Annotated in this window: 8 protein-coding genes; 5 read left to right on the top strand and 3 right to left on the bottom strand. The window is 71.1% G+C overall.

Annotation, left to right across the window (positions count from 1 at the left end; all coding sequences use genetic code 11):
* Positions 1 to 192 precede the first annotated feature (192 nt).
* Both ACZ4O3_RS38885 and ACZ4O3_RS38880 read left to right on the top strand, forming a co-directional pair.
* Positions 193 to 585, top strand: coding sequence for a YidH family protein (locus ACZ4O3_RS38885; protein ID WP_362726291.1), 393 nt, complete (start codon positions 193 to 195; stop codon positions 583 to 585).
* A complete protein-coding gene (locus ACZ4O3_RS38880) occupies positions 582 to 896 on the top strand; it encodes a DUF202 domain-containing protein (RefSeq protein ID WP_362726277.1) in 315 nt (104 codons plus the stop codon). The genes ACZ4O3_RS38885 and ACZ4O3_RS38880 overlap by 4 nt, the downstream gene beginning before the upstream one ends.
* Before the next feature lie 215 nt (positions 897 to 1,111).
* On the opposite strand, the gene ACZ4O3_RS38875 is transcribed toward ACZ4O3_RS38880, so the two are convergent.
* Positions 1,112 to 2,056 carry an NADP-dependent oxidoreductase gene (locus ACZ4O3_RS38875; RefSeq protein ID WP_362726280.1) on the bottom strand — a complete coding sequence of 315 codons (945 nt, stop codon included), beginning with the start codon at positions 2,054 to 2,056 and terminating at the stop codon, positions 1,112 to 1,114.
* Positions 2,057 to 2,183: 127 nt separating this feature from the next.
* On the opposite strand from ACZ4O3_RS38875, the gene ACZ4O3_RS38870 reads away from it, so the two are divergent.
* From ACZ4O3_RS38870 to ACZ4O3_RS38860, 3 genes are all read left to right on the top strand, one after another.
* Entirely contained in the window at positions 2,184 to 2,483 is a 300-nt protein-coding gene (locus ACZ4O3_RS38870; protein ID WP_362726282.1) for a hypothetical protein, read from the top strand.
* A 169-nt stretch (positions 2,484 to 2,652) separates the two neighbouring features.
* Positions 2,653 to 3,675 carry a phosphotransferase family protein gene (locus ACZ4O3_RS38865; RefSeq protein ID WP_467726925.1) on the top strand — a complete coding sequence of 341 codons (1,023 nt, stop codon included), beginning with the start codon at positions 2,653 to 2,655 and terminating at the stop codon, positions 3,673 to 3,675.
* A gap of 6 nt (positions 3,676 to 3,681) precedes the next feature.
* Positions 3,682 to 4,896 carry an acyl-CoA dehydrogenase family protein gene (locus ACZ4O3_RS38860; RefSeq protein WP_362726288.1) on the top strand — a complete coding sequence of 405 codons (1,215 nt, stop codon included), beginning with the start codon at positions 3,682 to 3,684 and terminating at the stop codon, positions 4,894 to 4,896.
* A 94-nt stretch (positions 4,897 to 4,990) separates the two neighbouring features.
* Here the strand turns inward: ACZ4O3_RS38860 and ACZ4O3_RS38855 are convergent, their stop codons facing one another.
* Positions 4,991 to 5,686 carry a type 1 glutamine amidotransferase domain-containing protein gene (locus ACZ4O3_RS38855; RefSeq protein ID WP_467726923.1) on the bottom strand — a complete coding sequence of 232 codons (696 nt, stop codon included), beginning with the start codon at positions 5,684 to 5,686 and terminating at the stop codon, positions 4,991 to 4,993.
* Between the two features lie 110 nt (positions 5,687 to 5,796).
* Positions 5,797 to 6,390: a TetR/AcrR family transcriptional regulator gene (locus tag ACZ4O3_RS38850; RefSeq protein WP_362729047.1), complete on the bottom strand. Its 594-nt coding sequence runs from the start codon at positions 6,388 to 6,390 to the stop codon at positions 5,797 to 5,799.
* Position 6,391: the final 1 nt, after the last annotated feature.

Genomic DNA, 6,391 nt, shown 5'->3' with positions numbered 1-6,391 from the left:
GCATCAGCGTGCTCTTCGCGATGCTCCGCGACGGCGCCTTCTACGAACCCCGAACCCCACGCCTCGCTTGACGAAAGACATAGAGGCACCCCCCCGGCCGAGGACTGGGGGAACCACGCGCGCCCTCACCCCACACACACCCACCCACCCGCACCCGAACGACCCCGTCCCACCCCGGTAGGGTCCATGCACGTGATCGAATTCGCGCGGAACGTCCGCTTGTGGTTCGCCCCCGAAGTGGTGCGCGAAGAGGGAACGACCCCCGACTACCGCTTCTCCCTCGCCAACGAGCGGACCTTCCTGGCCTGGCTGCGTACCGCCCTGGCCCTGATCGGCGGCGGTTTCGCGGTGGACCAGTTCCTGCCCGACCTCCGCTGGGCCTGGCGGGTCGGTCTCGCGCTCGCGCTCCTCGCCGCCGGCGTGCTCTGCTCGCTGCGGGCCGTGAACCACTGGATGCGCTGCGAACTGGCCATGCGGCGCGGTGAGGACCTGCCGGTCTCCCGGTTCCCGGCCATGCTCGGCGTGGTCGTGGCGGTGGTCGCCGTCGCCATGGTCGTCGTGGTGCTCGTCGGGTGGGAGGGATGACGACGCCGCCCCGCGACCCGGGACTCCAGCCGGAACGGACCCGGCTGGCCTGGCGCCGTACGACGCTGTCGGCGACCGTCGCCGCGGTCCTCGCCGCCAGGACCGCCCTGCACGGCAGCACCTCGGCCGGCGGGGTGCTCGCCTGCGCGGCCTGCTGCGTCCTGTGGCTGGGTTTCCTCCTGGTCGCCAACCGCCGGATCCGCGCCCTCGCGGCCACCGGCCGCCCCTCGGCACTGGCGCCGCGGCAGGCGACCGCGGCGGTCGTGTGCACGGTCGCCGTAGCGCTCTGCGCAGCCGCGCTGGTCGTCTAGAGCCCAGCCCCGGAGCCTGTCCGCGCCCGCCAGAGGGAGGAACCCAGCGGCGCTGTCGTCTCTCGTCGACGCCCCGGCCTCGGGCCGGAAGGCGCCCCACCGCGTCGCAGCCCTCCTCCCCTGGCAGCCGGACGCACCGGACCCCGCCCACCGGCGCCGACGAGGCGCCACTGCCTTCCCGCGACCTCCTTCGCCGGTCAGGCCGTAGCCCCGCCCTAGCCCTCCTCCTCCGGCCACTCCACCGTGACGACCAGCTTGCCGCGGGTCCGTCCCTCCTGGCTGCGCCGCTGCGCGTCGGCCGTCCGCTTCAGCGGAAACGTCTCGGCGACATGGACGCTCACCGCTCCCTGTTCCGCGAGCGCGACGAGCCGGGTCAGGTCCTCGGCGTCGGGACGCGCCCAGCAGTAGCGGCCCCCGAAGTCGACGACGTCCGGGTCGGCGATCGAGGCCATCCGGCCTTCGGGGGCGAGCAGGTTCGCCGAGACGACCAGCGCCTCCCCGCCGACGGTGTCGAAGACGGCGGCCACCCCCTCCGGTGCCAGCCCCCGGACACGTTCGGCCAGGCCGGGGCCGTAGGTCACCGGCTCGCCGCCGATACCCCGTACGAAGTCGTGGTTGCGCTCACTCGCCGTGCCGATGACCCGGGCGCCGAGATGGGCCGCGATCTGGACGGCGAGGGAACCGACCCCGCCGGCCGCGGCGTGCACCAGGACCGTCTCGCCGCGTTTGACCTCCAGGGCGTGGACCAGCACCTGGTAGGCGGTGAGCCCGGCCAGCGGCAGCCCCGCGGCCTCCTCGAAGGAGAGGTTGCGCGGCTTGCGGGCCAGGGTGCGCACCGGGGCAGCGACGTACTCGGCGAAGGTGCCCCGGGAGAGGAAGTCCTCGCGGACGTAGCCGATCACCTCGTCGCCGACCGCGAACTCGGGGACGGCCGGGCCCGGCTGGACGACCACGCCGCAGACGTCCCACCCGGGGATCACCGGGAAGACGGTGTCCATGACGCCGTGCAGATCGCCCTCACGGCATTTCCAGTCGACCGGGTTGACGGACACCGCCCGGACCTTCACCAGGACCGAGTCGGGGCCGACCTTCGGGTCCTTGACCTCGCCGTACTCCAGCACATCGGGTCCGCCGTACCGGCTGTAACTGATGCCCTTCATGCAACCGACCCTCCGGGGTACTCGGACGCCACGCAACCGGGATGCCCGCATATGTGCGTTTCGCGTGGCAGCCTGTCCGTCGGCAGCACGCCACCCTCCCGAACCCGTACCGCTGAAGGCGAACACCATGACCACCACCCTTCACCAGGAACACACCGCACACGGCCACAGCCACGGACCGGACTGCGGACACGACCAGGTACCGCACGGCGACCACGTCGACTACGCGCACAACGGGCATCTGCACCGCGAGCACGGCGGCCACTGGGACGAGTGCGAGCCCGACGGCCACATCACCCACGACGCCCACGACCACCGGCACGGCAACGGCTGCGGCCACACCGGCGTCCTGCACGGCGACCACATCGACTACCTGCACGACGGCCACCGGCACGCCGAGCACAACGGCCACTGGGACGACCACTGAGTCGGACCCGGTCCTGACGGCGGCTCCCCGCTCCGCGTGCGCGGGGAGCCGTCACGTCACGGCCGGACCGTAAGGTGGTCCCGGTCACGTTTGGCTCAGCCGCTGGACGACATACCGACTGGTCGGCATCATGAGTGGGGTCCTGTTCACTCGTTCGTAGGAGCGATGCATGAGCCCCGATCACCCGCCCGGACTGGATCTCGACCAGCTGCGCGGACTGCTCGACCGCGAGCGCCCCGGCCTGGTGACAGGTCCGCTGACCGGAAGGCTGATCGAGGGCGGGCGGTCGAACCTCACCTACGCGGTCTCCGACCCCACCTCGAAGTGGGTCGTACGGCGGCCGCCGCTGGGCCATGTCCTGGCCACCGCGCACGACATGAAGCGCGAGCACCGGGTGATCAGCGCGCTGTACCCGACCGAGGTGCCAGTGCCGCGGCCGGTGCTGCTGTGCGAGGACACGGAGGTCCTGGGCGCGCCGTTCTACGTGATGGAGTTCGTGGCGGGCACCCCGTACCGCACAGCCGAGCAACTGGTCCCGCTCGGCCCCGAACGCACCCGCAACGCCGTGCTGTCCCTCGTCGACACCCTCGTCGAGCTGCACGCGGTGGACCCCGAGGAGGTCGGCCTCGCCGACTTCGGGCGGCCGGAGGGCTTCCTGGACCGGCAACTGCGCCGCTGGGGCAAGCAGCTGGACGCCTCCCGCAACCGTGAGCTGGCCGGCATCGACGAGCTGCACGCCACCCTGGGCCGCCGGCTGCCCGGCTCCGCCGCGCCCACCGTGGTCCACGGCGACTACCGGCTCGACAACGTCCTGATCGGCGACGACGACCAGATCAGGGCGATCCTCGACTGGGAGATGTCCACGCTCGGCGACCCGCTGACCGACCTGGGCCTGCTGGTCATGTACAGCCTGCCACTGGGTACGCCCGACTCCCCGGTGTCGACGACCGCCGAGGCGCCCGGCCACCCGGACCCGCGAGAGCTGGTCGAGCGCTACGCGGCCCGCTCGGGGCGGGACGTCTCGCACATCTCCTGGTACACGGCGTTCGCCTGGTTCAAGCTCGCCGTGATCCTGGAGGGCATCCACTACCGGTACACACAGGGCCAGACGCTGGGACAGGGCTTCGACCGCATCGGCGAACTCGTCCCCGTCTTCATCGACCACGGACTGACCACACTCCAGGAAGGCTGACCGGCCATGGACTTCGCGTTCGACGCGCGCACCGAGGAGCTGCGCGCCAAGCTGCTCGCCTTCATGGACGAGTACGTCTACCCGGCCGAGGCGGTCGCCGAGGAGCAGCGGGCGGCGCTCGCCTCACCGTGGGACACCCCGGCCGTGGTCGGGGAGCTGAAGGCGGAGGCGCGCAGGCAGGGCCTGTGGAACCTCTTCCTCCCCGACGCCGAACACGGCGCCGGCCTCACCAACCTCCAGTACGCACCCCTCGCCGAGATCACCGGCCGCTCCCCGCACCTGGCGCCCACCGCGCTGAACTGCGCGGCCCCGGACACCGGCAACATGGAGGTGCTGGCCCAGTTCGCCGACGACGCGCAGAAGAAGCAGTGGCTGGAGCCGCTCCTAGCCGGTGAGATCCGCTCCGCGTTCGCCATGACCGAGCCGGAGGTGGCCTCCTCCGACGCCACCAACATCACCACGCACATCGAGCGGGACGGCGACGACTACGTCATCACCGGCCGCAAGTGGTACATCTCGGGGGCGATGAACCCGGACTGCAAGATCTTCATCGTGATGGGCAAGACCGACCCGGACGGCGCCGACATCCGGCGCCAGCAGTCCATGGTCCTGGTCCCGCGCGACACCCCGGGTGTCACCGTGAAGCGGGCGATGCAGGTCTTCGGTTACGAGGACCACGCGCACGGCGGCCACGCCGAGGTGGTCTTCGACCACGCGCGCGTGCCGGTGTCGAACCTGGTCGGCGAGGAGGGCGGCGGCTTCGCCATCGCCCAGGCCCGGCTCGGCCCCGGCCGGATCCACCACTGCATGCGGCTGATCGGCATGGCCGAGCGGGCGATCGAGCTGATGTGCCGGCGGGCCGTGTCCCGTACCGCCTTCGGCAAGGAGCTGGCGCGGCAGGGCGTGGTCCACAACTGGATCGCGGACGCCCGGGTGACCGTCGAACAGCTGCGGCTGCTGGTCCTGAAGACCGCCTGGCTGATGGACACCGTCGGCAACCGGGGCGCCCACACCGAGATCCAGTCCATCAAGATCGCCACTCCGCGGGCGGTCGTCGGCATCATCGACCGCGCGATCCAGCTGCACGGCGCGGGCGGCGTCAGCCAGGACTTCCCGCTGGCCGACCTGTACGCCGGGGCCCGCACGCTGATGATCGCCGACGGCCCGGACGAGGTGCACCAGCGCTCGCTGGCCCGCCGGGAGCTGATGAAGTACATGTAGACGACGCGCGGCCCGGGCCGGTGCGGGCGTCAGGGACGCCCGCACCGGCCTCCCGCCGTCCTCCTCGGCCCGTCCGGCCGGCCGGCCACATCGCCTACTTGAGGATCTGGAGGAGGTGATCGGCCAGGATCGCCGCCGAATGGGGGTTCTGACCGGTGACGAGGTTGCGGTCCTCGACCATGTAGGGCTCCCACATCGGGCCGCGGCTGAAGTCGATGCCGACCTTCTCCTTCAGTTCCGTCTCCAGCAGCCACGGTGCCCGGGAGGCCAGGCCGACGGCTTCCTCCTCCTCGTCGGTGAAGCAGGTGATGCGGTATCCCTCGAAGGGCGACCTGCCGTGGATCCTGGTGGCGAGGATGGAGGCGGGGGCGTGGCAGACGATCGCGAGCGGCCTGCCGGAGGCGAGCTGCGCGGTGAGCAGGCGGCCCACGTCGGCGTCGAACGCCAGGTCCGCCATGGGGCCGTGGCCGCCGGGCAGGTACACCGCGTCGTAATCCTCCAGGCGGACGTCCGAGAGCTGGAGGGGCCGCCGCATCACCTCGGCGGAGCGGATGATCGCCTCCAGTTCGAGGGCCATCTCCTCACCTCCGGCCATCGACGGACGCAGGCTCATCATGTCGACGTTCGGGACCACGCCGCCGGGGGTGCCGACCACGACCCCGTGGCCGGATTCCGTGAGCTTCTTGTAGGGCATCGCGAACTCTTCGGCCCAGTAACCGGTCGCGTACCTGGTGCCGTCCTTGAGCACCCAGTAGGTCGCTCCGCTGACGATGAAAAGTACTTTCGCCATCGCGCTCGGTCTCCTTCCCCCCGAGTCGACTCGTGGAGGAATTCAGCCGTTTCAGCCTAGACACACACATGGCCGGATGCATGTGCCCCAGGTCCGTCGGACCCTGCCGGTCAGGGGCGCAGGGCTCGCAGCAGCAGGTCGGCCAGCTGGTCGGCGACCTCCTGCGGGGTCATGGGGCCGTCCGGCCGGTACCAGGTCGACAGGTGGTGGATGGAGCCGAAGTGGTAGTCCACGACCAGGTCGGCCGGGGTCGCGGCGGAGAAGACGCCCTCCCGCTGGCCCTCCTCGATCAGCGCACGGAAGCGTTCGTGGTAGCGCCGGCGCTCGGCGCGCACCTGCTTGTTCTTCTCCGGGCTCAGATGGTGCATGGACCGGAAGAAGATCGACGCGTCGTCGAGGTTCTCGATCGTCGTCACGACGACGTCGGCGGCGGCCCCCCGCAACCGCTTCTCGATCGGCTCGTCCGCGTTCGCGAAGGCGTCCAGGCGCTCCTGCTGCACCCGCAGCACGCGCGCGTACACCTCGTGCAGCAGGTCGTCCTTGGAGCCGAAGTAGTGGTACAGCGCTCCCTTGGTGACGCCGGCCGCCTCCACGATCTCCTGCACGGAGGTGCGATCGTAACCCTGCTCCGCGAAGAGCCGGGTGGCGGCGGCCAGGAGCCGCTGCGGAACAGGAGCTCCGTCGCCGTCCGTCGTCCTGGCCACT

The sequence above is a fragment of the Streptomyces sp. NPDC026515 genome, from assembly GCF_055567595.1.
Note: the sequence above shows the minus strand (reverse complement) of the source record. Positions and strands in the feature narration are given on the sequence as shown.